The organism is Streptomyces sp. NBC_00386 (assembly GCF_036063235.1).
Classification (GTDB): Bacteria; Actinomycetota; Actinomycetes; order Streptomycetales; family Streptomycetaceae; genus Streptomyces.
On the sequence record NZ_CP107950.1, the window covers coordinates 3,040,441 to 3,065,035 of the forward strand.

18 protein-coding genes are annotated in these 24,595 nt (G+C 71.3%); 2 read left to right on the forward strand and 16 right to left on the reverse strand.

Annotated elements, in window-relative coordinates; genetic code table 11:
* Positions 1-58: 58 nt before the first annotated feature.
* The 6 genes from serA to OG780_RS13170 all read right to left on the reverse strand — a co-directional run bounded on the left by serA (position 59) and on the right by OG780_RS13170 (position 10,260).
* Positions 59-1,648 (reverse strand): phosphoglycerate dehydrogenase, encoded by a 1,590-nt coding sequence (serA, locus tag OG780_RS13145; RefSeq protein ID WP_328447815.1) that lies wholly within the window; start codon positions 1,646-1,648, stop codon positions 59-61.
* A 309-nt stretch (positions 1,649-1,957) separates the two neighbouring features.
* Positions 1,958-2,959 carry a ketol-acid reductoisomerase gene (ilvC, locus tag OG780_RS13150; RefSeq protein ID WP_326785360.1) on the reverse strand — a complete coding sequence of 334 codons (1,002 nt, stop codon included), beginning with the start codon at positions 2,957-2,959 and terminating at the stop codon, positions 1,958-1,960.
* A gap of 135 nt (positions 2,960-3,094) precedes the next feature.
* The gene (ilvN, locus tag OG780_RS13155; RefSeq protein ID WP_037622651.1) at positions 3,095-3,622 is read right to left on the reverse strand and encodes an acetolactate synthase small subunit; all 528 of its coding nucleotides are present in this window, start codon (positions 3,620-3,622) and stop codon (positions 3,095-3,097) included.
* 20 nt (positions 3,623-3,642) lie between these two features.
* Positions 3,643-5,499: an acetolactate synthase large subunit gene (locus OG780_RS13160; protein ID WP_328447819.1), complete on the reverse strand. Its 1,857-nt coding sequence runs from the start codon at positions 5,497-5,499 to the stop codon at positions 3,643-3,645.
* A gap of 227 nt (positions 5,500-5,726) precedes the next feature.
* Positions 5,727-8,927, reverse strand: a complete 3,201-nt coding sequence (locus OG780_RS13165; protein ID WP_328447821.1) for an EAL domain-containing protein — start codon at positions 8,925-8,927, stop codon at positions 5,727-5,729.
* 391 nt (positions 8,928-9,318) lie between these two features.
* Entirely contained in the window at positions 9,319-10,260 is a 942-nt protein-coding gene (locus OG780_RS13170; RefSeq protein ID WP_328447823.1) for a 2-hydroxyacid dehydrogenase, read from the reverse strand.
* A gap of 73 nt (positions 10,261-10,333) precedes the next feature.
* Here OG780_RS13170 and OG780_RS13175 point away from each other — a divergent pair, with 73 nt between their 5' ends.
* Both OG780_RS13175 and OG780_RS13180 read left to right on the forward strand, forming a co-directional pair.
* The gene (locus tag OG780_RS13175) at positions 10,334-11,341 is read left to right on the forward strand and encodes an aldo/keto reductase (protein ID WP_328447825.1); all 1,008 of its coding nucleotides are present in this window, start codon (positions 10,334-10,336) and stop codon (positions 11,339-11,341) included.
* Between the two features lie 103 nt (positions 11,342-11,444).
* Positions 11,445-12,617 carry a PQQ-dependent sugar dehydrogenase gene (locus OG780_RS13180; protein ID WP_328447827.1) on the forward strand — a complete coding sequence of 391 codons (1,173 nt, stop codon included), beginning with the start codon at positions 11,445-11,447 and terminating at the stop codon, positions 12,615-12,617.
* Between the two features lie 62 nt (positions 12,618-12,679).
* On the opposite strand, the gene OG780_RS13185 is transcribed toward OG780_RS13180, so the two are convergent.
* From OG780_RS13185 to gatC, 10 genes are all read right to left on the reverse strand, one after another.
* Positions 12,680-15,766, reverse strand: a complete 3,087-nt coding sequence (locus tag OG780_RS13185) for a helix-turn-helix transcriptional regulator (protein ID WP_328447829.1) — start codon at positions 15,764-15,766, stop codon at positions 12,680-12,682.
* A 167-nt stretch (positions 15,767-15,933) separates the two neighbouring features.
* Positions 15,934-16,131 (reverse strand): hypothetical protein, encoded by a 198-nt coding sequence (locus tag OG780_RS13190; RefSeq protein ID WP_328447831.1) that lies wholly within the window; start codon positions 16,129-16,131, stop codon positions 15,934-15,936.
* A gap of 199 nt (positions 16,132-16,330) precedes the next feature.
* Positions 16,331-16,945 (reverse strand): hypothetical protein, encoded by a 615-nt coding sequence (locus OG780_RS13195; RefSeq protein WP_328447833.1) that lies wholly within the window; start codon positions 16,943-16,945, stop codon positions 16,331-16,333.
* 34 nt (positions 16,946-16,979) lie between these two features.
* Positions 16,980-17,555, reverse strand: coding sequence for a GNAT family N-acetyltransferase (locus OG780_RS13200; protein ID WP_328447835.1), 576 nt, complete (start codon positions 17,553-17,555; stop codon positions 16,980-16,982).
* 4 nt (positions 17,556-17,559) lie between these two features.
* Positions 17,560-19,860, reverse strand: coding sequence for an MMPL family transporter (locus OG780_RS13205; protein ID WP_328447837.1), 2,301 nt, complete (start codon positions 19,858-19,860; stop codon positions 17,560-17,562).
* Positions 19,861-20,043: 183 nt separating this feature from the next.
* On the reverse strand, positions 20,044-20,685 hold the full coding sequence (locus tag OG780_RS13210) for a hypothetical protein (protein WP_328447839.1): 642 nt from the start codon (positions 20,683-20,685) through the stop codon (positions 20,044-20,046).
* 99 nt (positions 20,686-20,784) lie between these two features.
* Positions 20,785-22,299, reverse strand: a complete 1,515-nt coding sequence (gene gatB / locus OG780_RS13215; RefSeq protein WP_328447841.1) for an Asp-tRNA(Asn)/Glu-tRNA(Gln) amidotransferase subunit GatB — start codon at positions 22,297-22,299, stop codon at positions 20,785-20,787.
* 16 nt (positions 22,300-22,315) lie between these two features.
* The gene (locus OG780_RS13220) at positions 22,316-22,546 is read right to left on the reverse strand and encodes a hypothetical protein (protein WP_326790784.1); all 231 of its coding nucleotides are present in this window, start codon (positions 22,544-22,546) and stop codon (positions 22,316-22,318) included.
* Between the two features lie 8 nt (positions 22,547-22,554).
* Positions 22,555-24,060: an Asp-tRNA(Asn)/Glu-tRNA(Gln) amidotransferase subunit GatA gene (gene gatA, locus OG780_RS13225; protein WP_328447843.1), complete on the reverse strand. Its 1,506-nt coding sequence runs from the start codon at positions 24,058-24,060 to the stop codon at positions 22,555-22,557.
* Positions 24,061-24,065: 5 nt separating this feature from the next.
* Complete coding sequence (gatC, locus tag OG780_RS13230; protein WP_037622623.1) at positions 24,066-24,362, reverse strand: Asp-tRNA(Asn)/Glu-tRNA(Gln) amidotransferase subunit GatC; 297 nt, start codon at positions 24,360-24,362, stop codon at positions 24,066-24,068.
* Positions 24,363-24,595 lie beyond the last annotated feature (233 nt).

The following is a 24,595-nucleotide window of genomic DNA, read 5'->3' on the forward strand; positions in this document are numbered from 1 at the left end:
GGACACCCGCGGGTGTCCCGGCCCTCGCTCGCGCACGGCAAGCCGTCGCGGATCCGCCTCAGACGAGGTTGACCGACCGCGCCGACGTCGCGCCGATCTCCTCGGACAGCTCGGTCAGGACACCCTGCGGCACGGTGTCGTCGACGGTGAGGACCGCGAGGGCCTCGCCACCGACGGCCGCGCGGGCGACCTGCATGCCGGCGATGTTGATGCCGGACTCGCCGAGGATGCGGCCGACGGTGCCGACGACACCGGGACGGTCCTCGTAGCGCAGGACGAGCATGTGGTCGGCGAGCGCGAGGTCCACGTCGTACTCGCCGACGGCGACGATCTTCTGGAGGTGCTTCGGGCCGGCGAGCGTGCCGGAGACCGCGATCTCCTGGCCGTCGCCGAGCGTGCCGCGCACGGTGACCACGTTGCGGTGGTCGGGGGACTCCGAGCTCGTGGTCAGCCGGACCTCGACGCCGCGCTCCTGCGCGAACAGCGGGGCGTTGACGTACGACACCGTCTCGTCGACGACGTCCTCGAACACGCCCTTGAGCGCGGAGAGTTCGAGCACCTTGACGTCGTGCTGGGTGATCTCGCCGTACACCTCGACGTCGAGGCGGGCCGCGACCTCGCCCGCGAGGGCGGTGAAGATGCGGCCGAGCTTCTCGGCGAGCGGCAGACCGGGCTTGACGTCCTCGGCGATGACGCCGCCCTGGACGTTGACCGCGTCGGGGACGAGCTCACCGGCGAGGGCGAGGCGCACCGAGCGGGCGACGGAGATACCCGCCTTCTCCTGCGCCTCGTCCGTGGAGGCGCCGAGGTGCGGGGTGCAGACGACCTCGTCGAGCTCGAACAGCGGGGAGTCCGTGCAGGGCTCCTTCGCGTACACGTCGAGGCCGGCGCCGGCGACGCGGCCCTCCTTGAGCGCCGCGTACAGCGCCTCCTCGTCGACGATCCCGCCGCGCGCGGCGTTGACGATGCGTACCGTCGGCTTGACCTTGTGCAGCGCCTCGTCACCGATGAGGCCGAGGGTCTCGGGGGTCTTGGGCAGGTGCACGGTGATGAAGTCCGAGACCTCGAGCAGCTCGTCGAGGGTGAGGACCTTCACGCCCATCTGCGCGGCGCGCGCGGGCTGGATGTAGGGGTCGTAGGCGACGACCTTCATGCCGAACGCGGACATGCGCTGCGCGACGAGCGCGCCGATGCGGCCGAGGCCGACGACACCGAGGGTCTTCTCGGCGAGCTCGACACCGGTGTACTTGCTGCGCTTCCACTCGCCGTTCTTCAGCGCCGTGTTGGCCTGCGGGATGTGCCGCGCGGTGGCGAGAAGGAGACCGCAGGCCAGCTCGGCCGCGGTCACGATGTTGGAGGTGGGGGCGTTGACGACCATCACGCCGGCCTTGGTGGCGGCGGAGACGTCGACGTTGTCCAGGCCGACGCCGGCTCGTGCGACGACCTTCAGCTTCTTGGCGGCGGCGACGGCCTCGGCGTCGACCTTGGTGGCCGAGCGGATCAGGATGGCGTCGACGTCGGCGATGGCGGGCAGCAGCTCGGCGCGGTCCGCGCCGTTCACATGCCGGATCTCGAAGTCCGGGCCCAGGGCGTCCACAGTCGCGGGCGACAGCTCTTCAGCGATGAGTACGACAGGTTTCGAGCTCACGTGAGTCCTCACAAGTCCAATGCGGACGGCCGTCCCGACGGCCGCAGGCGGTGGAGGGTTTACAGCGGCCCCGGGGTGTGCCTGCGCTTCTGGGGAGCCGCTCGAGCCGCGTGGAAGACGCACGACGCTGTGGGCCTGACGCGTTGTTGATGTGCAGCAGTGTAGTGGCGCCGCGGAGGTCGTCCTGCGCCTCCGCGGAAGGATCACCCGTCCGTGGCTGGACGGGATGTCCAACACCGTGTCCACCGGGGTTACCGGGGGTTCGACGAAGGGGCCGGAGCGTGCCGCCCCGGCCCCCCGTCGTACGGCTCACGCCTCGTCGTCGTTGACCCACGACATGAGCTTGCGCAGCTCCTTGCCGGTGGTCTCCAGGAGGTGGTTCTCGTCCTGGGTCTTGTACTCGTTGTACTTCTTCAGACCCGAGTGGTACTCGTCCATCCAGTTACGGGCGAACGTGCCGTCCTGGATCTCGGCGAGGACCTTCTTCATCTCGGCCTTGGTGGCGTCCGTGATGATGCGCGGGCCGGTGATGTAGTCGCCCCACTCGGCGGTCTCGGAGACGGACCAGCGCATCTTCTCCAGGCCGCCCTCGTACATGAGGTCGACGATGAGCTTCAGCTCGTGCAGGCACTCGAAGTACGCGATCTCCGGCTGGTAGCCGGCCTCGGTCAGCGTCTCGAAACCGGCCTTGACCAGGGCGGCGGTGCCACCGCAGAGGACGGCCTGCTCACCGAACAGGTCGGTCTCGGTCTCCTCGGTGAAGGTCGTCTTGATGACGCCGGCGCGGGTGCCGCCGATGGCCTTGGCGTACGAGAGGGTGAGCGCGAAGGCGTTGCCGGTCGCGTCCTGCTCGACGGCCGCGATGCAGGGGACGCCGCGACCCTCCTCGTACTGGCGGCGCACGAGGTGGCCCGGGCCCTTGGGGGCGACCATGCAGACGTCGATGCCGGCCGGGGGCTTGATGAAGCCGTAGCGGATGTTCAGGCCGTGGCCGAAGAACAGCGCGTCGCCGTCGTTGAGGTTGTCCTTGATGGACTCCTCGTAGACCTGGGACTGGATCGGGTCCGGCACCAGGATCATGATGACGTCGGCCTCGGCGGCGGCCTCCGACGGCGTCACCACGCGCAGGCCCTGCTCCTCGGCCTTCGCCTTGGACTTGGAGCCCTCGTGCAGACCGACGCGGACGTCGACACCCGAGTCGCGCAGCGACAGCGCGTGGGCGTGGCCCTGGCTGCCGTAGCCGATGACCGCGACCTTGCGGCCCTGGATGATGGACAGGTCGGCGTCGTCGTCGTAGAACAGCTCGGCCACTGGGGTTCTCCTTGTTTTCCGGTATTTCCGGTGTTGCGTCCCACCGTACGGCGGGCGGGGGAAGTGAAGTTCTCGGGTCTCGGCATACGGGCGGACGGTGTGCGCCGTCCGCCCGTGTACCGGCGTTTTCCTGACTTAGGCCGACCGGTCCAGTGCGCGCAGCGACCGGTCGGTGATCGAACGCGCCCCGCGTCCGATCGCGATCGTGCCGGACTGGACCAGCTCCTTGATGCCAAACGGCTCCAGCATCTTGAGCATGGCCTCCAGCTTGTCGGCGCCGCCCGTGGCCTCGATGGTGACGGCCTCCGGGGAGACGTCGACGGTCTTGGCACGGAACAGCTGAACGATCTCGACGATCTGGGAGCGCGTCTCGTTGTCGGCGCGCACCTTCACCAGAACGAGTTCCCGCTGAACGGCCGAACCGGGTTCCAGCTCGACGATCTTCAGGACGTTGACGAGTTTGTTGAGCTGCTTGGTGACCTGTTCGAGCGGGAGTTCCTCGATCACGTTCACCACGATGGTGATGCGGGAGATCTCGGGGTGCTCGGTGACACCGACGGCGAGGGAGTCGATGTTGAAGCCGCGCCGGGAGAACAGGGCGGTGATCCGGGCGAGGACACCGGGCTTGTTCTCGACGAGGACGGAGAGGGTGTGCTTGCTCATGGGTCTGACTCGGCTCTCTCTCAGTCGTCTTCGTTGTCGCCGAAGTCGGGGCGGACGTCCCGGGCGAACATGACCTCGTCGTTGGAGGTGCCGGCGGCGACCATCGGCCACACCATCGCGTCCTCGTGGACGATGAAGTCGACCACGACCGGACGGTCGTTGATCGAGTTCGCCTCCTCGATCACCTTGTCGAGGTCCTCCGGGGACTCGCAGCGGATGGCGTAGCAGCCCATGGCCTCCGACAGCTTCACGAAGTCGGGGACGCGGGTGCCGGCGCTCGGCTGCTTGCCGTCCGCGTCCGGGCCGCTGTGCAGCACGGTGTTGGAGTAGCGCTGGTTGTAGAAGAGGGTCTGCCACTGGCGGACCATCCCGAGGGCGCCGTTGTTGATGATGGCGACCTTGATCGGGATGTTGTTCAGGGCGCAGGTGGTGAGTTCCTGGTTGGTCATCTGGAAGCAGCCGTCGCCGTCGACCGCCCAGACCGTGCGGTCCGGCCGGCCCGCCTTGGCGCCCATCGCGGCCGGGACCGCGTAGCCCATCGTTCCGGCGCCACCGGAGTTCAGCCAGGTGGCGGGCTGCTCGTACTGGATGTAGTGCGCGGCCCACATCTGGTGCTGGCCGACGCCGGCCGCGAAGATCGTGCCCTCCGGGGCGAGCTGTCCGATGCGCTCGATGACCTGCTGCGGCGAGAGCTGGCCGTTGTCGGGCTGCTCGTAGCCGAGCGGGTAGGTCTCGCGCCAGCGGTTGAGGTCGCTCCACCAGGCGGTGTAGTCGCCGGTGTTCCCCTCGCTGTGCTCCTTCTGGACCGCCTGGACCAGGTCGGCGATGACCTCGCGGGCGTCTCCGACGATCGGCACGTCGGCGGCGCGGTTCTTGCCGATCTCGGCCGGGTCGATGTCGGCGTGGACGATCTTGGCGAACGGCGCGAAGCTGTCCAGCTTGCCGGTGACGCGGTCGTCGAATCGGGCTCCGAGGGCGACGATCAGGTCGGCCTTCTGCAGCGCGGTGACGGCGGTGACCGAACCGTGCATGCCCGGCATTCCCACGTGCAGCGGGTGGCTGTCGGGGAATGCGCCGAGCGCCATCAGGGTGGTGGTGACGGGCGCTCCGGTGAGTTCCGCGAGGACCTTCAGCTCGGTGGTGGCGTGCGCCTTGAGGACGCCGCCGCCGACGTACAGCACGGGCCGCTTGGCCTGGCTGAGCAGCTTGGCGGCCTCGCGGATCTGCTTGGCGTGCGGCTTGGTCACCGGACGGTAGCCGGGCAGGTCCTGGGTGGGCGGCCACTGGAAGGTGGTCCGGGCCTGGAGGGCGTCCTTGGCGATGTCGACGAGGACCGGGCCGGGCCGGCCGGTGGAGGCGATGTGGAAGGCCTCCGCGATCGTCCGCGGGATGTCCTCGGCCTTGGTGACCAGGAAGTTGTGCTTGGTGATCGGCATGGTGATGCCGACGATGTCCGCCTCCTGGAAGGCGTCCGTGCCGATCGCCTTGGACGCGACCTGCCCGGTGATCGCCACGAGCGGGACCGAGTCCATGTGCGCGTCGGCGATCGGGGTGACCAGGTTGGTCGCGCCGGGGCCGCTGGTCGCCATGCAGACACCGACCTTGCCGGTGGCCTGCGCGTATCCGGTGGCCGCGTGGCCGGCGCCCTGCTCGTGGCGCACGAGCACGTGCCGCACCCGGCGGGAGTCCATCAGCGGGTCGTAGGCCGGAAGGATCGCACCGCCGGGGATACCGAATACGGTCTCGGCCCCGACCTCCTCGAGCGAGCGGATGAGGGACTGCGCACCCGTGACGTGCTCGGGGGCGGACTGCTGTCCTCCGGAACGGGGCCGCGGCTGCGGATGGTGGGCCCCGGTGGCCTGCTCGGTCATCGGCATTCTCTTCTCGATGCTGAGGGTTTTTGCGACTTTTGTGCGGTGTACGACTGATGCCTGTGCAACAAAAAACCCCTCGTGCCGTGAGGCAAGCGAGGGGAGCGCGCCGGGTGCGGTCGCTGGGTGTTCCGGAACTTTCCGGTGACCACCTAGCTTCAGCCGACGCGCTTTCCAAGTACGAGAATTCGGGTGCGCATGGCATTGACCCTCCCCCCGGCACGCACCGACTGTCAAGTAGGTGGGACGGGAGTCTCATTATGTGAGCGGAGGGCCGTTCCGCCCCCGAGGACGACGGGCACTCCACTCGTATACACCCCGGCGCCCCCGCCGCCCGCGAACACCGGCTCGGCGGGTCCGCTCGGCACCGGATAGTGGCCGGAAGAAAGCGCTCTGCGCAGCCGGTACTCGTCCAGCGGTCCGGAGAAGGCCATGCCCTGCCCGTGGGTGCAGCCCATCGCGCGCAGCGCGACGACCTGCTCCGGGAGATCCACCCCGTCGGCCACGGACTGCAGCCCCAGATCGGCGGCGATCCGCAGCAGCCCGCTGGTGATCTTGTGCAGCCGGGCCGACTCGACGACTCCCTCGACCAGACTCCTGTCGAGACGCAGGACGTCCACGGGGAGCCGTCTCAGCGCCGTGATCGCCGCGTAGCCGCTGCCGAAGCCGTCCAGGGCGATCCGCACACCGAGACGTCTGAGCGCGTTCAGCCGGCGCTCCAGCTCGTCCAGGGGGACCCTCGGATCGGTGTCGGACAACTCGATGATCAGGCCACCGGAGGCGAGCCCGTGCCGGGTCAGCAGGGACTCCACGGAACCCAGCGGCATCGAGCGGTCCACCAGACGCCGGGCGGTCATCCGGACCGAGACCGGCACGGCGACCCCCGCGGCGGTGCGCTCGGCGGCCTGCCCGACGGCCTCGTCGAGCATCCAGCGGCCGAGTTCGGCGGTCTTCTCGCCGTCCTCGGCGACCCGCAGGAACTCGGCGGGCGTGAACAGCACCCCTTGGGAGGAACGCCAGCGCGCCTGCGCGGTGACCGACGCGATCCGGCCGTTCTCCAGCGACACCACGGGCTGGTGCAGCAGGGCGAACTCGCCGTCCTGGAGCGCGGAGCGCAGCCGGGTCGCCAGCTCCGCCCTGCGGACCACGTCCTGCTGCATCTGGGGCGCGTACAGCTCGACGCGGCCCTTTCCGGCGGCCTTCGCGCGGTACATGGCGAGGTCGGCGTTGCGCAGCAGCTCACCGGCTCCCAGTCCCGGTTCGGCGAAGCCGACGCCGATGGACGCGGCGACCCGGACATCGTTGCCGTCGATACAGTAGGGCTGGGAGAGCCTGATCCGCAGACGGTCGGCGAGTTCCCGTACCTGCTGCTCACGGGCGGTACGGTCGCGGCCTCCGTCACCGACGATGAGGGCCGCGAACTCGTCACCGCCGAGCCGTGCGGCGGTGTCGCCGTGCCGGACCGAGTCCTGGAGTCTGCGGGCGGCCTGGACGAGCAGCTCGTCACCGGCCTGGTGCCCGATGGTGTCGTTGACGGCCTTGAAGCCGTCGAGGTCGATGAAGAGGACGGCGGTGCCGCGGTCGGTGGAGCGGCGCCCGGACAGGGCCTGCTGGACGCGCCGGGTGAACAGCGCGCGGTTGGGCAGGTCGGTGAGCGGGTCGTGCTCGGCGTTGTGCTGCAACTGCGCCTGGAGCCGCACGCGTTCGGTGACGTCACGGCTGTTGAAGATGAGGCCGCCGTGGTGCCGGTTGACGGTGGACTCCACGTTGAGCCAGCCGCCGTCGCCGGACCGGAACCTGCACTCGATCCGGGTGGTGGGTTCCTCGGTGTGGCTGGCCGCGAGGAAGCGCCGCACCTCGTGGACCACGCAGCCGAGGTCCTCGGGGTGGATGAGCGAGGCGAGTTCGGAGCCGACGAGTTCCTCGGCGTCACGGCCGTAGACCCCGGCGGCGGCCGGGCTGACGTACCTCAGGATGCCGTTCGGCGCGGCGATCATGATGACGTCGCTCGAACCCTGCACCAGGGAGCGGAAGTGGTTCTCCTTCTGGGCCAGTTCCTGGGTGAGGGTGATGTTGTCGAGCAGCATGATGCCCTGGCGCACCACGAGGGCGAGCACGACGAGGCCGGCGGTGACGAGCACCACGCGGTCCACCCGGCGTCCGTTCAGGATGTTGTAGAGGATCCCCAACGTGCAGACGGCGGCGGCCAGATAGGGCGTCAGCGCGGCCAGCGATCCCGTGATCGGACGCGCCGCCGGAGAGCGGCCGGGTCCGTGCCCCTGGGAGTCCGCGGGCGCGGATCCGCCCTGCTGCGGCCCCTGGGCGGGGTCCGGCTCCTCGTGCTGCCCCTGGCCCTCGCGGGATCCGGGCCCCTCCTGCGGGGCTCCCGGTCCGTACGGCGGACGGGTCCCCTGGGGTCCGGGCGACGTGTGGCTTCCCGGGGGCCCGTACTGCCCTTCCCTGCGCTGTCCCGGGATGACCTCGTGCGCCACCCGCGTGTGCTCCTGCGATCCCTGCTCGTCGGGTCCGCGGGGGTCCGGGCCGTACGCGTCGATGCCGTGCTCGCCGCTGCCGTACTCCTCGACGGCGTGCTCCTCGGCGGCGTATTCCTCGGTGCCGTGCTCCTCCGCCTCGTTCCCGTGCCGGGTGACGACCCAGGGGGCGTACGCGAGGAGCAGCGAGCCGGCGAACCAGCCCGCGTCGAGGAGCTGGCCCGAGTGGTAGCTGTTGTGCAGGAGGGGCGAGGTGAACAGCGCGTCGCACATCACGGTCAGGGCGAGCGCCCCGATCGCCGTGTTCACCGCCGACCTGTTCACCGACGAGCGCCTGAAGTGCAGCGCCAGCACCATGCTGACCAGCGCGATGTCCAGCAGCGGGTACGCGAGCGACAGCGCGGTGTGCGCGACGCTCGGCCCGTCGAACTTCGCGGCCTGGGCGAGCGCCAGACTCCAGGACAGGGTGAGCAGGGATCCGCCGATCAGCCAGGCGTCCAGCGCGAGACACACCCAGCCCGCCCTGGTGACGGGCCGCTTGGCGAGCACCAGCAGTCCCACGATGGCGGGCGGCGCGAAGCAGAGGAAGAACAGATCGGCGTAGCTCGGGGTGGGCACGGGGCGGTCGAGGACGACCTCGTACCACCCCCAGACCAGGTTTCCGAGCGAGGCCATCACCGAGGAGAGCGCGAACAGCAGCCACGCGGGCCGAAAGCGGCTGCGGCGGCCACGGGCGTAGAGGAAGCAGGAGACCGCCGCGGTGCCCGCGGCGGCGCTCAGCCCGAAGTCGCCCATGACCAGCGCCAGACTCGTGGAGCCCCAGCCGAGCGCGGAACCGACGGCGTAGGCCGCGCACACCAGGGCCAGCACGAGTTGCGAGAACAGGCCCGTCCCGCCGTCGAACACCGTCCGACGGGTCAGCAGCGCTCCTGGGGAGCTCACCGGGCCCACCCGGTCCGTGCCCCGGGGTCCCGCTGGTCCCGGTGCGCCGGATGTCCGTGCCTCCGGCGGCCCTGGTGCCTGCGGTGGTGATGGCTGCCGTGACCGCGGCTGTGCGTGGCCGCGCGCCAGGGTCGTCGGCGGCGACCCCGCCGCGTCGGATCGTTGGTCCATAGGCCGTGCATCGCCCGTCGCCCCCCTCGCAGTCTCAATGTCCGTCCCCGGCGCCGAACGGTGCGCGGCGCAGCCCCTGTCGGGACGATACACCAGTCTCGTCACTCAGGGACATAGTTCCTCTACGCTGCGTAACGACCAGGGACTATGTCGGCACTGCCCGCATCCGGAGAACTGCGGAGCGTGCCCGAGGCGGGACGGCGAGCGGACAGGGTGTCGCTCAGGTGCCGGTGGTAAGGACCACGTTGCGCAGCGGCTCCCGGTTCACGAAGCGGGTCAGCTGATCCGCGAGCAGTCGCTTGGCGCGCGGCCAGAACGCCGAGGTCGGCCCTCCGACGTGGGGGCTGATGAGCACGCCGGGCGCGTGCCACAACGGGTGGCCCGGGGGAAGCGGTTCGGGATCGGTGACGTCGAGGGCCGCGGTGATGCGCCCGCTCTTCAGCTCGCCGAGCAGCGCGTCCGTGTCGACGACGGGGCCGCGGGCCACGTTCACCAGGAGCGCGCCGTCCTTCATCCGGGACAGGAAGTCGGCGTTCACCAGGCCGCGGGTGCTGTCCGTGAGCGGCGTGGTCAGCACGACGACGTCGGACTCGGGAAGCAGGGAGGGCAGTTCGGCGAGGGGGCGCACGGGACCGCGCGCCGCGGCACGGGCGGAGCGCGCGACGCGCGCGAGCCGCGCGAGCTCGAACGGCACGAGCCTGTCCTCGATGGCGGACCCGATCGACCCGTACCCCACGATGAGAACGGACTTGTCGGCCAGTGAGGGACGGAAGCCCGTGCGCCACTCCTGCTTGTCCTGGCCTCGCACGAAGTCGGGGATCCCGCGCAGCGAGGCGAGGATCAGGGCGAGCGTGAGTTCCGCGGTGCTCGCCTCGTGCACCCCGCGGGCGTTGCACAACACCACACCGGAGGGCAGGGAGTTGAGGCCCGGCAGGACGTGGTCGACACCGGCGGAGAGGGTCTGCACGGCCCGGAGCGAGGTCATTTCGGCCATCGGCCGCCGCGAGACGGCGGGCGGCTTCATGTAGGGCACGACATAGAACACGCAGTCGGCGGGATCCGCGGGGAACTCCTGACCGCCGTCCCAGAAACGGTAGTCGGGGCCCTCGGGGAGTCCGTCGATCTCGTCCGCGTGAAAGGGGAGCCAGACATCGGAAGTCATGGTCAGGAGGTTATGCCAGACGCCCATGCGCACAGGTTAGGTTGGGGTCCGGCAGAAGGAGGATCACGGCCAGGTGGAGCGCAGAACGATCGGGGCGGCGGCGCTCGGTGTGGGGGCGGTCGGACTCGGATGCATGCCGATGAGCTGGGCTTACACCGGGTCGCAACAGCGTGGCGAGGAGTCGTTGCGCGCGGTGAACGCGGCACTGGACCGGGGGTCGACGCTGCTCGACACGGCCGACATGTACGGGCCCTTCACCAATGAGCTGCTCGTCGGGCGCGTCCTGAAGGAGCGGCGTTCCGAGGCCTTCGTGTCGACCAAGGTCGGCCTGCTCGTGGGTGATCAGCACCTCGTGGCCAACGGCCGCCCCGGCTATGTGAAGCGGGCCTGCGACGCGTCGCTGCGCCGTCTCCAGACGGACGTGATCGATCTCTACCAGCTGCACCGCGCGGACCCGGAAGTGCCGGTCGAGGAGACGTGGGGCGCGATGGCCGAGCTCGTCGCGGCCGGAAAGGTCCGTTCGCTCGGGCTGTGCGCGGTGGGCGCGGGGTCCGGCCGCCGGGCGGGGGCGCGGCTGCACGACGGAACGATCCGGCTGCTGGAGCGGGTGCAGCAGGTCTTCCCGGTGAGCACCGTGCAGGCCGAGCTGTCGGTGTGGTCGGCGGAGGCGCTGGACGCGCTGCTGCCGTGGTGTGCGGCGCGCGGCGTCGGGTTCCTCGCCGCGATGCCGCTCGGCAACGGCTTCCTGACCGGCACGCTGACCCCCGGCGAGGGCTTCGAGCCCGACGATCCGCGGGCCCGCCACCCCCGTTTCACCGCCGAGATGATGGCGGCGAACCAGCCCATCGTCATCGGTCTGCGGCACGTCGCGCGGCGGCACGGGGGCGGTGCCCGTCCCGTCACACCCGCGCAGGTGGCGCTGGCGTGGGTGCTGGCGCAGGGTCCGCACGTCGTCCCGGTGCCGGGGGCCAAGCGGGAGCGGTGGGTCGTCGAGAACGCGGGGGCGGCCGGACTGCGGCTGACGGCGGAGGATCTCGCCGAGGTGGCGGCACTGCCGGGGGCGCTGGGATCCTGGGACTGACCGGCGATCGCGGAGCCCGGCGCGGACTGCCCGGCCGGGACCGGGACCCCGGGGAACGCGAGCGGTGTATGAACAGGAGGACCGCCGCGTCGAAGGGACATTGATGGTGCAAGTTCGAGCAGTGACAGTCGTGTTGGCCACGGCCGCGCTCCTGGTGACGGCAGGCTGCTCCTCCGGCGGCCGCCCGGGCCCGGCGGGCCCGGGCACGTCCGCGGGCGCCGGGAGCACGTCCCCGCACTCGTCGTCCGCCCAGAGCGCGACCGCCGAGGCGACACCGCCCGCGAAGGGCTCGGTGAAGGTCCTGCGCACCGTCACCGAGGACCTCGACACCCCCTGGGGCCTCGCGCCGCTGGCCGGGGGCGGTCTGCTGGTGTCCTCGCGGGACAGGGGGACGATCACCCGGATCGACGAGAAGACCGGCAGGAAGACACTGCTGGGCGAGGTGGCCGGGGTGGCCCCGGCCGGTGAGGGCGGTCTCCTGGGCATAGCCCTCTCGCCGGACTACGCCTCCGACCACATGGTCTACGCGTACCTGACCACGGCGTCCGACAACCGCATCGTCCGCATGCTGTACGACGAGCGGAGGCCGTCCGGCGAACAACTCGGCGCGCCGGACACGATCTTCAAGGGCATCCCCAAGGGCATGATCCACAACGGTGGCCGGATCGCCTTCGGCCCGGACAGGATGCTGTACGCGGGCGCCGGCGAGACGGGTGACCGGGGCCTGGCCCAGGACAAGAAGTCGCTCGCCGGGAAGATCCTGCGCATGACGCCGGAGGGCGAGCCCGCGCCGGGCAATCCGTTCCCCGACTCGGTCGTGTACTCGTACGGGCACCGCAACGTCCAGGGTCTGGCCTGGGACGACAAACAGCGGCTGTGGGCCTCGGAGTTCGGCCAGGACACCTGGGACGAGCTGAACCAGATCAAGCCGGGCGACAACTACGGCTGGCCGGTGGTGGAAGGCATCAGCCACGACTCCAGGTACCACGATCCGATCGTCCAGTGGCACACCGACGAGGCCTCTCCGAGCGGGATCGCCTACGCCGAGGGGTCCCTGTGGATGGCGGCTCTCAAAGGGCAGCGCCTGTGGCGCGTCCCGTTGAACGGCACCGAGGCGTCCGCGGCGCCCGAGGCCTTTCTCACGGGCAGGTACGGCCGCCTCCGCACGGTCGTCTCCGCGGGCGGCGACCGGCTCTGGCTGACCACGAGCGAGACCGACAGCCGCGGCACCCCCGTGAAGGGCGACGACCGGCTTCTGGAGCTGGAGGTGAAGTAGGACGGCGGCGGGCCGCGGCGGACGCGGCTCGCCCTCGGCCGGTTTCCCTCACGGGCGCGCGCTCAGCCGGCCGCTCGGGCGGCCGGGGTGTCCGGCGGGAAGAGCCGCAGCCTGTGGGCCAGCGCGGCCGCCTCCCCCCGTCCCGAGACGTCCAGCTTGGCCAGGATGTTCGAGACGTGGACGCTGGCCGTCTTCGGGGAGATGAAGAGTTCCTCGGCGATCTGACGGTTGCTGCGCCCGGCCGCGACCAGGCGCAGGACATCGCGCTCGCGGCTGGTGAGACCGAACGCGGCCGCGGGGTCGGCGGGAGCGGTCCGGGACCGTTCACGGGTGTGCTCCAGGGTGAGGCGGGCGCGCCGGGCGAGCAGCGCGACCGCGTCACCGAGCGGACGGGCGCCCAGGTGTCCGGCGGCGGCGCCGGCCAGCCGGAGGAGTTCCGCGGCGCGGGCGCGCTCGTCGTCGTCCGCGCCCGTGAGCAGCAGGGACTCGGCGAGGCGGAGGCGGACCCGGGCGAGGTCGTAGGGGCGCTCCAGGGGTTCGAAAGCCTCGACCACCTCCGACCACTGGTCCGGGGTGCCCGCGCCGTCGGCCCGCCGGAGTTCGGCACCCACCCATGCGGCGTGGGCGAGCCAGACGGGCGCCCCGGTGGCCAGGGTCCGCGCGGCCGTGCGGACGCGTTCCAGGGCCGGGGCGCGGCCGGGGGCCGCGACGGGCAGGTCGTGGGCGTCGTCCTCCGCGGTGACGGCGGCCAGCAGCAGCGGCCAGGCGTAGCGCTGGGTGCCGGGCGGGAAGCCCGCGGCCAGTGCCTCGTCCAGGGCGGCACGGGCGTCGAGGAAGCGGCCCTCGCCCGCGGCGACGCCGATGGTGGTGCACAGCAGCGGCAGGGCGTGCTGGGGCATCGGGTCGTGGCTGCCGAAGTGGCCGCGGGCGGCGGTCAGCCGGCGGCCCGCCTCGGCGAGGTCGCCGCGGGCCAGGGCCACGGGCGCGAGCCGGGACGCGCCCACCCCGGAGGCCTTGCCGCCGAGTCCGACGGCCAGGGCGTTGCGGGCGGCCTCGGCGGCCTCGTCCCAGCGGCCGAGCGCGTACAACGATTCGGAGAGGTTGCCCCAGACCCAGGCCTGGGTGTCCAACAGGCCGTTCCGGCAGGCGAGTTCTATGCCCTCGCGCAGGATGGCGACGGCCTCGCGGGAGCGGCCCACCGACTCCAGATGGGAGGGCAGGTTGATGTGCAGACGGCCCACGACGTACGCGGCGCCCTGGCGGTTCGCCCGCTCCCTGACCCGGTACATCTCCGCGAGCCCGTCCTCGATCTGCCCCGCGTCGACCATCAGCCCGCCGAGGGTGAGCCGGGCGTTCAGCTCGGTGTCCCGGGCGCCCACCATGTGCGCGTACTCCACGGCGCGTTCGGCCGCGGAGAGGGCGCCGTGGCCCGGCTGGTGCACCATGCACCAGGCGGCGACCATGGACAGGACCTCGGCGTGCACCTGGGAGGGCGGCAGACCGCGTACCAGGTCCTGGGCGGTGGCGAGTTCCTTCCAGCCGTCGCCGCGGACCTGTGCCTGGACGAGCCGGGAGCGCTGGATCCAGAACCAGGCGGCGCGCAGCGGGTCGCCCGCGTCCTCCAGGAGGTGCAGCGCCCGTCCGGTCGTCTTCAGGGCGCGTTCGCGTTCCCCGCACAGCCGGCCCGCGACGGCGGCCTCGGCCATCAGGTCCAGGTAGCTCAGGGGTGCGGCCGCGGAGCCGCGGCCGTCGGAAGTCTCCCCGTGCCCCTCGGACAGGGGAGGGGGGTAGGCCTCCACGTAGTCGATGGGGCGCAGTTCGGCCCGTACGGTGCCGGGGACCGTCTCCCACAGCTCCATCGCCCGCTCCAGGAGCCGCAGTTGCTCGGAGTGGGCGTGCCGGCGGCGGGCCTCGACCGAGGCGTCGAGGACGGCGGGCAGGGCCTTGGCGGCGTCATGGGCGTGGTACCAGTAGCTGGCCAGCCGGGTGACGCGCTCGTCGGCCGGTACGAGCGCCGGGTCGGCCTCCAGGGCCTCGGCGTAGCGGCGGTTGAAGCGGGAGCGTTCGCCGGGCAGCAGGTCGTCGCTGACGGCCTCGCGGACCAGGGAGTGGCGGAAGCGGTAGCCGTCGCCGCCGGGCGAGGCGGTCAGGATGTTGGCGCCGACGCAGGCGCGCAGGGCCTCGATGAGGTCGTCCTCGGCGAGCCGTGCCACCGCGGCGAGCAGCGGGTACTCGACGGTGCTGCCTCCCTCGGCGACGATCCGGGCGACCCGCTGGGCGCTCTCGGGCAGTCCCTCGACGCGGACGAGGAGCAGGTCGCGCAGGGTGTCGGTGAGTCCGGTGGGACAGCCTTCGCGGCCGGCGACGGCGAGTTCCTCGACGAAGAACGCGTTGCCGTCGGAGCGGGCGAAGATCTCGTCGGCCTGGGCGGTGTCGGGTTCGCGGGCGAGGATTCCGGCGATCTGGCGGCCGACCTCGGCCCGGTTGAAGCGGCCCAGGTCGATGCGGCGGACCGTGCGGAGGCGGTCGAGCTCGGCGAGCAGGGGGCGCAGCGGATGACGGCGGTGGATGTCGTCGGCGCGGTAGGTGGCGATCACGACGAGACGGCCGCTGCGCAGTGTGCGGAAGAGGTAGGCGAGCAGATGGCGGGTGGAGGCGTCGGCCCAGTGCAGGTCTTCGAGGACGACGACGACCGTGCGGTCCGCGGCGACCCGTTCCAGGAGGCGGGCGGTGAGCTCGAAGAGGCGGGCCATGCCGTCCTCCTCGTACTGCCGTCCCCGGGTCGTCTGCGCGAGCTCGGGCAGGAGGCGGGCGAGTTCCTCCTCCTGTCCGGCGGCCGCGGCGGCGAGTTCGTCGGGCAGGGCGCGGCGCAGGGCGCGCAGGGCGGTGGAGAAGGGGGCGAAGGGGAGGCCGTCGGCGCCGATCTCGACGCAGCCGCCCAAGGCGACGACGGCGCCCTCGCCGGTGGCGGCGGCGGAGAACTCCTCCAGGAAGCGGGTCTTGCCGACGCCGGCCTCGCCGCCGAGCAGGAACGCCTGCGGTTCTCCCCCGGCGGCGGCGCGGGCGAGCGCGTCGTTCAACACCTCCAGTTCGTCGGCGCGTCCGACGAACACCGGGCTGACGGACCTGGTCTCCACGGGCCCGAGCATGGCACAGGGGTCCGACAGGGGGGCACCGGTCGTCGGGACGGCGGTCAGTGCCCCGCCCGCCGGCCGGCCGCCGCCCGGTGGGAGACGGCCGGCCGCCGCGGGGGCGCCGTCCCGCACAGCCTGTGGACGGCCGGACGGTGCCCGGCCGTCCACGGGCGCCCCGGCAGTCATGCGGTGCGGGCCGACCGGTGCCGGCGGGGGCGGCCGCTATGGGCGCGTTCCTCGGTGCCGTCCTGTGCGGACCGGAGGGCGGCGGCGCGGCGGGCGGCCCGGCGGCCGCTCGCGGCCTCCCTGGCGAGCCGGTAGGTCTGGGCCCTGCGGATCAGTTCCTCGGACCGGATCTGCTGGAGCTCGAACTCGAACATCTTGTACCCCTCGTGAAGACTCGGTTTCGGTCTCGCTCGTTCGCGATGCCTCAACCTTCGTCTCCCAGGGGGGTGCGCCACATCGGGAGAGTTCCGCATCTCGGGAACGCGAAGGGCCTTAGAGCGGCGGCCGGTTTCCCGTGCCGGCCCTAAGGCCCCTCTGAGTCGTCGTTCGTCGGTGGTGTCGGCGCTGCGGGATTCAGCTGGTGGAGGGCAGTCCGAGGAGGATGTCGGAGTACTTGGCGACCGCCAGCACCAGTCCTACGACGCCGAGCGAGACGCCCGCCCAGGCGACGGACTTGATCCAGGCGGCCTGCGGCTTGCCGGGGGCGCCGAACGCGGGCCGGACCAGCACGACGACGCCGACGATCAGCGCGGCCAGCGCGAAGAGGCCGCCGACCAGCGCGGTGGTCGCCCAGGCGTCGCCGTAGACCTCCTTGACCTGCGTGGCCACGCTCGCGGACGACGAGGTCTGGAGCTGGCCGATCAGGGTCTCCCGGGCGGCGGCCACGGTGGCGACCCAGCTGCCGGTCAGCGACACCACGCCGAGTCCGGCGGACACCACGGCGGCGGCACCCTGGCCGACACCGGCGTCCCGGCCCGTGCCGGTGTCATCGAGGCCGGCGAGGTCCTCGTCGGCCTCGTCCCCCTCGTCCAGGTCCTCGTCCCGCTCCTCGGCCCCGGCCGGGGTCCCGGTCGCTTCGTCCGCGGACGCCCCGGTCGTGCCGGCCTCGGTGGCGTCCTCGGTCCGCTCGTCGCGCTGTGCCTCGGTGCCGGTCTCGGCCCCGGCCTCGTCAACTGTCTTGGTTCCCATGCGGGCACCGTACGGATGCCGTCTGAGAAGTTCCTTAATGATCCTTGTGGGCGGCGTCCGCGCGTGCGGCACGCCACTCGGGTGCGAGCAGGGACCACACCTCGAGGTCGTGCCGGACCCCGTGATGGGTGTGCTTCTCCCGGAACACGCCGTCCCGGCTCATGCCGAGCCGCCGGGCCACGTTCAGGCTCGGGACGTTGCCCGCCGCGGCGACCCACTCCACGCGGTGGATCCCGCGCTCCTCGACAGCCCAGTCGATGAGGACCCGCATCGCCCGGGTGACCAGACCCCGCCCGGAGGCGGCGGGTTCCAGCCAGCAGCCGACCTCGCAGTTGCCCTGGTCCGCGTCGAAGTTCAGGAAGAGCACACCGCCCACGAGCTTCCCGTCCAGCCACAGGCCGTGCAGGGACCCGGTGTCGGCGCAGCGCATGTCGGCGTACCTCTGGAGCTGTGCCCGCGCGGACGGCACGTCCGTGGACCGGGAGCCGAAGGGGATGAACTGCCCGATGAACTCGCGCCCGCGGTCCAGGTGGGCGAGGAACTCCTCGGCGTGCCAGGGTTCCAGGGGCCGCAGTACGGCTCCGTCGTCGCCCAGGGATATCGCGTACATCCCGTCACCGCTCCTTCGTCGTCACGTCGGTGCCCCCGGCGTCCCTCGTCTCGGCGTCCGTCATCTCCGCGTCCAGGATTCCGGCGTCGGCCGCCCCGCGGCCCAGTACGTCGGCCGCCTCGGCGTCCGTGGCCTCGGCCAGCCTCTCATGCGCGGCCCGGCATTCGGGCGGCTCGATGCTGATGCGCGGCAGCCTCTTGTCGAGCGCCCGGGGCAGCCACCAGTTGGCGTCGCCGAGCAGGTGCATGAGGGCGGGGACGAGGAGCGTGCGCAGGACGAAGGCGTCCAGGGCGACGGCGGCTGCGAGGGCGATCCCGAACATCGCGATGACGCGGTCGCCGCTGAGTACGAAGGCGAGGAAGACCGAGATCATGATGACGGCGGCGGAGTTGATCACCCGGCTGGTCTCGGCGAGACCGACGCGGACCGCGCGCCGGTTGTCACCGGTCTCCAGCCACTCCTCGTACATCCGGCTGACCAGGAAGACCTGGTAGTCCATGGAGAGCCCGAAGAGCACCGACACCATGATCACGGGCAGGAACGGCTCGATCGGGCCCGCGCGGCCGAGACCGAGCAGTTCGCTCCCCCAGCCCCACTGGAAGATCGCGACGACGACTCCGAAGGCGGCGGCGACGGCGGCGACGTTCATGGCCGCGGCCTTGAGGGGGATGCCGATCGAACGGAACGCGAGCAGCAGCAGGACACAGCCGAGGCTGATCACGACACCGACGAAGAGCGGGAGCTTGCCGATGATGACGTCCGCGAAGTCGTCGTAGCTCGCCGTGACACCGCCGACCTGTACGTCGAGGGAGGTGCCCGACTCGGCGCGCGGCAGGACGTCGGCGCGCAGCCGGTCCACCAGGTCGCTGGTCTTCTGGGACTGCGGCGCGGAGGCCGGAACGACGGTGAGGAAGGCGGTGTCACCGGTGCCGTTGTACGTCACCGGGGTCGCCGAGGCGACACCCTCGGTGGTCCGCAGCGTGGCGTCCAGGTTGTCCAGGGCGAGCCTGTCCTCGGCGCCGCCGACCTTGGTGACGAGGGTCAGGGGCCCGTTCACTCCGGGACCGAAGCCCTCCGAGATCAGGTCGTACGCCTGCCGGGTGGTCGTCGTCCTCGGGTCGTTGCCCTGGTCGGACGTGCCCAGGTGGAGGGAGAGCGTGGGGAGGGCGAGCACGGCCATCACGACGACGGCCACGGCACCGAGCAGTTTGGGGTGGCGCTCCACGAAGGCGGACCAGCGGGCGGCGAACCCCGTGGCCATCTCCGGCTGGGGCCCGTGCTCCTCCAGGCGTCGCCGCTCCCGGCGGCTCAGCGCGCGCGGACCGATGAAGGACAGCAGCGCGGGCAGCAGGGTCACGGAGGCCGCGACGGTGAGGACGACGGTCAGGGAGGCTGCGATCGCCACACCGTTGAGGAAGTTGAGCCGCAGGATGAGCATGCCCAGCAGGGCGATGCAGACGGTGGCGCCGGCGAAGACGACCGCGCGTCCGGTGGTGGCCACGGCGTTCTGCGCCGCCTCGGCCACCGGCAGTCCGCGTTTGAGGCCGCGCCGGTGTCTGGTCACGATGAACAGCGCGTAGTCGATCCCGACGCCGAGGCCCACCAGCATGCCGAGCATGGGGGCGAAGTCGGCGACGGTCATGGCGTGTCCGAGGAGCACGATGCCGAAGTACGCCGTGCCCACGCCGACCAGGGCGGTGGCGATGGGCAGCATGGAGGCGGCGAGCGAGCCGAACGCGAGGAAGAGGACCACGGCGGCCACGGCCACACCGACGATCTCGGCCGCGTGCCCGCCGGACGCCTTGGTGAGGGAGATGGCGGTACCGCCCAGCTCGACGTCGAGCCCCTTGGCCTCGGCGGCCTTCGCGGCGTCGACGACGGCCTGGACCTCTCCCTTGTCGAGGTTCTCGACCCGGTCGGCGAAGGTGACGGTCGCGTACGCCGTCCGGCCGTCCTGGCTGATCCGGCCCGATCCCTGGTGCGTGTACGGGCTGTCGACGGAGGCCACTCCGGGGAGCTTCTCGATCTTGTCCAGGGCGCGGGTCATCGACTGTTCGACGTCGGCGGAGCGCACGGTGCCCGAACCGGTGTGCCAGACAACGGTGTCACTGTCGCCGCCGAGGCCGGGGAAGCCGCTGTTCAGGAGCTGCGTCGCGTGGCCCGATTCGGTGCCGGGGACCTCGTAGTCGTTGGAGTACGCGGAGCCCGTCACGGCAGCGGCCGCGGTCACACCACCGAAGGCGAGAAGCCAGAGCAGTACGGCGACGAGGCGATGCTGGACGCACCACCGTGCAAGGGCTGCCACGAGCGAGCTCCCTGGGGGATTTGTGGATCTTTATCGGGAACTGCCCGCAAAGAACACATGACTAATGCGTCATCACTCTTACAGCCTGAAGTGATCCTTTGTCGCATTCGTGGGCTTACTCACAGGGTTGCGTCCGACGTCACAGCGCATACGGGTGGCCTCTGCCGCCCCGCCTGCCACAGCTCAGTCGAGCTGGTCACCCACAGCCATGACCATCGCGCCGGCGATCATCAGCCACAGCGCCCGCCGGGTGCGACCCTTGGCCCCGAGCGCCGACGCGCCGGCGCACAGGACGGCCCCCGAGGCATAGGAGAGGGGTATGAGCGCGGTCCCCGAGCCGGCGGTGCGCATCACCGACGCGGCGAGTCCGGCGACGGTCAGCAGCACGCCCGTCCCGACCGCGGTCCAGCGCGCCCGGCGCACCTCCGGGTCCGGATCCTCGTCGTCGGGATCCTCAGGGCCGTGGTCCGCGTGGTCCTCGTGGTCCTCGCGGTCGGGGCCGTCGGAGCCCTGGTTCTCGGGACCCGGATCGTCCGAGCCCGGATCGTCAGAACCCTGGCTCCCGGGACGCGGATCGTCGGGGTCCGCCTCACCCCGGTCCCGCTCGCCCCGCGCCGACTCCTCCGGCTCCGACCCCGCTCGCTCCGGCCGGTCCCGGTCCTGCTCCTCTTGGCCCTGCTCCTCCGGGCCCTGGTTCCTTCGGCCCTGCGCTTCTTGATCCCGTGTTTCTCGGTCCCGTGCTTCTTGATCCCGTGCTTCTCGGTCCCGCTCTTTCTGGTCCTGCGTCGTGCGGTCGTGCGTCTCGGAGTCGGTGCTTCCACTCATGGCGCGGGAGCGTAGCGCGTTGACCTGAGCACGCTGACACAGACCCCAGGGGGTGCATCGGTTGCGATGCACCCCCTGGGATGTGGGAAAACCCGGATCTCAGCCCTCGGAGACGCCCAGCTTCTCCAGGATGAGCTCCTTGACGCGAGCGGCGTCGGCCTGGCCGCGGGTGGCCTTCATGACCGCGCCGACGAGCGCGCCGACGGCCTGGACCTTGCCGCCGCGGATCTTGTCGGCGATGCCCGGGTTCCCGGCGATGGCCTCGTCGACGGCGGCGGTCAGCGCGCCCTCGTCCGAGACGACCTTCAGGCCGCGCTTGTCGACGACCTCGTCGGGGGTGCCCTCGCCGGCGAGGACGCCTTCGATGACCTGACGGGCCAGCTTGTCGTTCAGATCTCCGGAGGTGACCAGCTCGGCCACCCGGGCGACCTGCGCCGGGGTGATCGGCAGGTCCTCCAGCGCCTTGCCCGACTCGTTGGCGCTGCGCGCCAGCTCGCCCATCCACCACTTGCGGGCGGAGGCGGAGTCGGCACCGGCCTCGATCGTCGCGACGATCGAGTCGATCGCGCCGGCGTTGAGCATCGACTGCATGTCGTGGGCGTTGACTCCCCACTCCTCGCGCAGCCGGTTGCGACGGGCCAGCGGCTGCTCGGGCAGTCCGGCGCGCAGCTCCTCGACCCAGTCACGGGACGGGGCGACGGGGACGAGGTCGGGCTCCGGGAAGTACCGGTAGTCCTCGGCCTCCTCCTTCACACGGCCCGAGGTCGTGGACCCGGTGTCCTCGTGGAAGTGGCGGGTCTCCTGGATGATCGTGCCGCCGGAGTTCAGCACCGCGGCGTGGCGCTGGATCTCGAAGCGGGCGGCACGCTCGACGGAACGCAGGGAGTTGACGTTCTTCGTCTCGGAACGCGTGCCGAACTTGTCACGCCCGTGCGGGCGCAGCGAGAGGTTCACGTCGCAGCGCATCTGGCCCTGCTCCATACGGGCCTCGGAGACACCGAGCGCCTTGATGAGCTCGCGCAGCTCGGCGACGTACGCCTTGGCGACCTCGGGGGCCCGCTCGCCCGCGCCCTCGATCGGCTTGGTGACGATCTCGATGAGCGGGATGCCCGCCCGGTTGTAGTCGAGCAGCGAGTGGGACGCGCCGTGGATACGGCCGGTGGCACCGCCGACGTGCAGCGACTTGCCGGTGTCCTCCTCCATGTGGGCGCGCTCGATCTCCACGCGGAAGACCTCGCCGTCCTCCAGCTGGACGTCCAGATAGCCGTTGAAGGCGATCGGCTCGTCGTACTGGGAGGTCTGGAAGTTCTTCGGCATGTCCGGATAGAAGTAGTTCTTCCGGGCGAAGCGGCACCATTCGGCGATCTCGCAGTGCAGCGCGAGGCCGATCTTGATGGCGGACTCGACACCGGTCGCGTTGACGACCGGGAGGGCGCCGGGCATGCCGAGGCAGGTCGGGCAGGTCTGCGAGTTGGGCTCGGCGCCCAGCTCGGTCGAGCAGCCGCAGAACATCTTCGTCTTGGTGCCGAGTTCGACATGGACCTCGAGGCCCATGACGGGGTCGTACGTAGCGAGTGCGTCCTCGTACGACACCAGGTCGATCGTGGTGGTCACGGTGAAAACTTCCCTCTCAGCCCAGCAGGACGTCGTCGTCGCCCAGGCGCTTGAGCTCCCGGTAGAGGATGGCGAGGCCGGTGACGATGGCGGCGGCGGACACGGCCGCGTCGATGAGGCGCAGCGTGTCGTGTTCCTTGCGGGCCTTCTTGACCTGCTTCGCGACACCGAGGGCGCCGAACGCCGTGCCCGCCATGGACAGATACGTGCCGGACTTGGACTTCTTGAAGCCCTTGGCCTTGGACATTGCCTTGCTCACAGCGACGGAGCCTCCTCAAGCAACGGGTGCCCCCACCTTTCCACGAAGGCGGCCTCCACGGCGGCTCCGACCTTGTACAGACGGTCGTCCTTCAGCGCCGGAGCGATGATCTGCAGTCCGACCGGGAGGTTGTCCTCCGGGGCGAGACCGCAGGGCAGCGACATGGCGGAGTTGCCGGCCAGGTTGGTCGGAATGGTGCACAGGTCCGCGAGGTACATCGCCATCGGGTCGTCGGCGCGCTCGCCGATCGGGAAGGCGGTGGTGGGCGTGGTCGGGCTGACGATCACGTCGACCTGCTCGAACGCCTTCTCGAAGTCGCGCGTGATGAGCGTGCGGACCTTCTGGGCACTGCCGTAGTACGCGTCGTAGTAGCCGGAGCTGAGCGCGTACGTGCCGAGCATGATGCGGCGCTTCACCTCGGGGCCGAAGCCGGCCTCACGGGTCAGCGCGGTGACGTCCTCGGCGGAGTGCGTGCCGTCGTCGCCGACGCGCGCGCCGTAGCGCAGGCCGTCGAAGCGGGCGAGGTTGCTCGAACACTCCGACGGGGCGATCAGGTAGTACGCGGAGAGCGCCAGGTCGAAGGACGGGCAGTCCAGTTCGACGATCTCGGCGCCCAGCTCCTTGAGCATCGCGACGGCCTCGTCGAAGCGCTGCACGACACCGGCCTGGTAGCCCTCGCCGCGGAACTGCTTGACGACACCGACGCGCATGCCCGTCACGCTGCCGTTGCGGGCGGCCTCGACGACCGGCGGGACCGGGGCGTCGATGGAGGTCGAGTCGAGCGGGTCGTGCCCGGCGATGACCTCGTGGAGCAGGGCGGCGTCCAGGACCGTACGGGCGCAGGGGCCGCCCTGGTCGAGGGAGGACGAGAAGGCGACCATGCCATAGCGGGAGACCGCGCCGTACGTCGGCTTGACGCCGACCGTGCCGGTGACGGCGGCCGGCTGACGGATGGAGCCGCCGGTGTCGGTGCCGATGGCGAGGGGCGCCTGGTAGGAGGCGAGGGCCGCGGAGGAGCCGCCGCCCGAGCCGCCGGGGATCCGGGTGAGGTCCCAGGGGTTGCCGGTCGGCCCGTACGCGCTGTTCTCGGTCGAGGACCCCATGGCGAACTCGTCCATGTTGGTCTTGCCGAGGATGACGACGTCGGCGGCCTTGAGCCGCTTGGTGAGCGTCGCGTCGTACGGCGGGATCCAGCCTTCGAGGATCTTCGAGCCGACCGTGGTCGGGATGCCCTCGGTGGTGAAGATGTCCTTGAGCGCGAGGGGCACACCGGCGAGCGGGCCGAGCTTCTCGCCGGCCTCCCGCTTGGCGTCCACGGCACGCGCCTGGGCGAGGGCGCCCTCGCGGTCGACGTGCAGGAAGGCGTGCACCTTCTCGTCGACGGCCTCGATCCGGGCGAGGTGGGCCTCGGTGACCTCGACGGCGGTGAGTTCGCCGGCCGCGATCTTCCCGGCGATCTCGGCCGCGGTGAGCTTGATGATGTTGACGTTGGTGTCCGTCATGGTGATTAGTCCTCCCCCAGGATCTGCGGCACCTTGAAACGCTGCTGCTCCTGGGCCGGGGCGCCGGAGAGCGCCTGCTCGGGGGTGAGCGACGGACGGACCTCGTCCACGCGCATGACGTTCGTCAGCGGCAGCGGATGAGAGGTCGGCGGTACGTCTTGGTCGGCGACCTCGCTGACGCGGGCGACCGCGCCGATGATGTCGTCGAGCTGGCCTGCGAAGTGGTCGAGCTCTTCGCCCTTCAGCTCCAGACGCGCCAGCCGTGCGAGGTGGGCGACCTCCTCGCGCGTGATGCCAGGCATGCAGCGATCCTCTGGGGTGAGTGCGGTGTGGTTTGGCCCAATCCTATGGGGCCCGGGCCGATGCCCGCGCCCGGGTTTGCCGGGGCACGCCCGCGGCCCGGCCTCCGGCCGGTCGTCTCCCACCCGCGCACCACCCATTCACCGTCCCCCGGCAAGCCGAACTCTCCCGTTCGGCCGTCCCAGCGTCGGCGGCGATCGGCCGAACGGCTCCCGGCCTCCAGCCGGACGCCTCC